The sequence below is a fragment of the Chryseobacterium sp. genome (genome assembly GCF_022712095.1).
Taxonomy (GTDB): Bacteria; Bacteroidota; Bacteroidia; order Flavobacteriales; family Weeksellaceae; genus Chryseobacterium.
In genome coordinates this window covers 1-4121 of record NZ_JALAHD010000057.1, presented here as the reverse complement: position 1 = coordinate 4121, position 4121 = coordinate 1, and the positions used below count along the sequence as shown (strand labels likewise).

Sequence of the window (4121 nt, the reverse complement as noted above, 5' to 3'; positions counted from 1 at the left end):
GTTGGAAATTCCTTCAAAAAATTGTAATTTTACCCATCTTTTTTTACAAACAAAATCTAATATAAAAAATGAATACAGAACAGTTTGTGAATCGTCACATTTCCCTTAATGAAGCTGATAAAAAGGCGATGTTGGATAAAATTGGCGTTTCAAGTATTGAAGAGTTAATTTCTCAGACTATCCCAGCTTCTATCCGTTTAGAAAAGGATCTTGAAATATCTGAACCACTTTCAGAATACGAAATGATTCGTCATTCAAAAGAGTTGGCTGTCAAGAATGCCGATTTTATGAACTACATAGGTTTTGGATATCATAATACCCTCTTACCGGCAGCGATTAAGAGAAATATTTTTGAAAATCCAAGTTGGTATACAGCGTATACACCTTATCAGGCTGAGATTGCCCAAGGAAGATTAGAGGCTCTTCTTAATTTCCAGACTGTTGTGTGTGATCTTACAGGTTTTGGACTGGCTAATGCTTCTTTGCTGGATGAATCTACAGCAGCGGCGGAAGCTATGCACATGTTCTTTAATAACAGAACAAAAGATCAGAAAAAAGCTATTGCCAATAAGTTTTTTGTTTCTGAATTGGTTTTACCACAAACCGTTTCCGTATTAAAAACAAAAGCAGAAGGTCTAGAAATAGAGATTATAATAGGAGATCACGAAAATCATCAATTTGATGAAACCTATTATGGCGTATTATTACAATATCCGGGTAAAAATGGTATTGTACTTGACTATACATCCAACATTGCAGAATATAAAAAGAAAGACTTACAGGTAGTTGTTGCCTGTGATCCTATGGCCTTGGTAAAGTTAAAATCTCCGGCTGAAATGGGTGCAGACTGTGCGGTAGGAACAACACAAAGATTTGGTATTCCTATGGGATATGGAGGTCCTCATGCAGCTTTCTTTGCTTGTAAAGAAGATTATAAAAGAGATATTCCGGGAAGGATTATCGGAGTTTCTCAGGATATGTATGGAAGAAGAGCACTAAGGATGGCTCTCCAAACAAGAGAACAGCATATTAAAAGAGAAAAAGCGACTTCCAATATCTGTACAGCTCAGGTGCTTTTAGCAGTAATGGCAGGAATGTATGCCGTATACCATGGACCTACAGGATTGAATTTTATCGCTGATCAGATTCATTATAAAGCTAATGCTTTAAGAAACGGTCTTCAGGTTTTAGGATTTGACGTAGTGGAAGAGCCTATTTTTGATACCGTTAAAATCAGACTTGCAGAAGAAGAAAAAGCAAGATTAATGAGAATGATGAGAGATCATAAAATTAATCTTAACTATTTCACTGAAGGAGTTGTAAGTATTTCAGTTAATGAAAGTACTACTGTTGAAAAGCTGAATGTACTGATCAATTCATTTGGATATTTCATTGATAAGCAGGCTTTTAAACTTGAATTGAAAGAGGAGTACAGTATTCCTGATGAATTATTGAGAAAAGATGAAATTCTTACAGAAGAAGTATTCAATAAATATCATACTGAGACAGAATTGATGCGTTACATCAAGCGTCTTGAAAGAAAAGATTTATCATTAACACATTCAATGATCTCTTTAGGATCGTGTACGATGAAACTTAATGCAGCTACTCAGATGCTGCCTTTATCATGGGGAGAATGGGGAAGTGTTCATCCATTTGTACCGATAGATCAGGCTGTAGGTTATCAGGAAATGATCAGGGAATTAGAGAAAGACCTTTCAGAAATTACAGGTTTTGCAGGAACTTCTTTACAACCTAACTCAGGAGCTCAGGGAGAATATGCAGGATTAATGGTCATCAGACAATATCATAAATCAAGAGGTGATCATCACAGAAATGTAGTATTGATTCCTCAATCTGCACACGGAACTAATCCGGCTTCAGCTGCAATGGCAGGAATGAAGATTGTTGTTGTTAAAAATCTGGAGAACGGAGAAATCGATTTTGAAGATTTAAAAGCAAAAGCTGAAGCTAATTCTGCTAACCTTTCTGCTGTAATGATTACTTATCCTTCTACCTACGGATTCTTTGATGCCAATATTAAAGAGATTACTCAACTGATCCATGAACATGGCGGACAGGTATATATGGATGGTGCGAACATGAACGCTCAGGTTGGATTTACAAGTCCTGGAAATATCGGAGCAGATGTTTGTCACTTGAATTTACATAAAACTTTTGCCATTCCTCACGGAGGTGGAGGTCCTGGTGTAGGTCCGATCTGTGTCGCTAAACATTTGGTTCCTTTCTTACCAACCAATGCTAATATTAAAGTAGGTACCAGCGAGTCTATTGAAGGTATTTCCGCTGCACCTTACGGATCGGGATTAATCCTTAATATTTCGTATGCTTACATTAAAATGTTAGGGACTACAGGTTTGAAAAAATCAACTGAACATGCGATCATGAATGCGAATTATTTAAAAGAAATCTTGGCAGAGCATTTCCCTATCTTATATTCGAATGAAAGTGGAAGAGTAGCTCATGAATGTATCGTAGATTTCCGTCAGTTCAAATCATTAGGAATTGAAGTAGCTGATGTAGCAAAAAGATTAATGGATTATGGTTTCCATGCTCCTACTGTGTCTTTCCCTGTTGCTGGAACATTAATGATTGAGCCTACTGAGTCTGAAAGTAAATCAGAAATCGATCGTTTTGCTGAAGCTTTAATTTCTATTAAGAGAGAGATTGAGGAAATTGCAAACGGAGAAGCAGATAAAGAGAATAATGTATTGAAAAATGCACCTCACACAGAGCAGGTAGTAATCTCTGATTCTTGGGATAAACCATATAGCAGGGAAAAAGCAGCTTATCCGCTGGATTGGGTAAGAGATCATAAGTTCTTTGCTTCAGTTTCAAGAGTAGATGAAGCATATGGAGACCGAAATCTGGTTTGTACATGCGAACCTATTGAAGCTTATATGTAAGATATAACTTATATCATAATGAAAAATCCGCTCTATATGGAGCGGATTTTCTTTTTATAATTGATCTGGTTATTTTTCTGTAAATAATGGGGTGTTCATTTCAAGTCGATTAATCAGCTTAGCTTTGATCAGGGTGAAAGCATGATCTTTAGCTTCAGCAAAAGATATATTGTACTGGCGTTCGATCCTTCTTAAATTCTCCGGGAATTTAGATAATAAACTGTCATAAAACTGATCCAATGTTTCAGCATCAGGCATTTCATAATTGATTCTCAATTGAAAACGTCTTAATAGAGCTGTATCAATGATCTCCGGATGATTGGTGGCACATAATAAGAGTGCATTTTCAGGATAATAATCAATAAGCTGGATAAGAGTGTTGACAAGCCTTCTCATTTCTCCTACGTCTTTATCATCACTTCCTCTTGCTTTTCCTATTTGGTCTAGTTCATCCAGGAATAAGACCGTTTTATCTCTTGCTGCCTTTTCAAAAATCATTTTAATATTTTGGGAGGTTTCTCCGATGCGGGAAGAAACTATATTGCTGAGATTTAATATCAGGATATTCTTTCCCAATGTATTGGCAATTGCTTTTGCAGTCATTGTTTTACCACAGCCGGAACTGCCCTGAAGAAGAACCTTATTATTGATGGGAAGACCATATTCCTGAAGTTCCCTGATGAAAGTATGTTCTTTGATCAGTTGTATAAATTGGTTTCTATTGGATTTTTCAAGAAAAACGTCCTGTAGGCTTACCTGTTCCTTGTCCTGAATAATGAGATTGTATAAATTCATTTTTATAAGTACTAATAGGCTATATAATAGAAATAATTAGGAGCGACCTTTTCAGATTCCATTTTTTAAAAAGGAAATTATCTTTTTATTCATATCATTTGTTAAATTATGTTTAATATTTTACAAAGATAAGACTTTAATTAAATGGAAAAAAAGAAAGCCGAACGTAAGTCCAGCCCCAAATATAAAAAATCAAAATTTGTTACGATAGTTGAATTGACTATGTTTCCGACTCTTTTACTCTGGTGAGTAAAAGAGCAGTGACCCTTTATAAGGTCCTAAACATATACAATATAATAAATTAAATATAATACGTTATAATGAGTGTATCAACTTAATTTCCTTCTCTTCTCGCAGTCAGGAAGTAAGAAGCTAATACGACTAAACATGTTGCAATAC

General features: G+C 35.5%; 2 protein-coding genes. One reads left to right on the top strand and one right to left on the bottom strand.

Translation table 11 applies throughout. From position 1 onward, the window contains the following. Nucleotides 1–68 precede the first annotated feature (68 nt). Nucleotides 69–2927, top strand: a complete 2859-nt coding sequence (gcvP, locus tag Q0A18_RS02790) for an aminomethyl-transferring glycine dehydrogenase (RefSeq protein ID WP_292008649.1) — start codon at nt 69–71, stop codon at nt 2925–2927. Nucleotides 2928–2996: 69 nt separating this feature from the next. Here gcvP and Q0A18_RS02785 read toward each other — a convergent pair whose 3' ends face one another. Continuing rightward, nucleotides 2997–3722: an ATP-binding protein gene (locus tag Q0A18_RS02785; RefSeq protein WP_292008648.1), complete on the bottom strand. Its 726-nt coding sequence runs from the start codon at nt 3720–3722 to the stop codon at nt 2997–2999. Between the last annotated feature and the right edge of the window lie 399 nt (nt 3723–4121).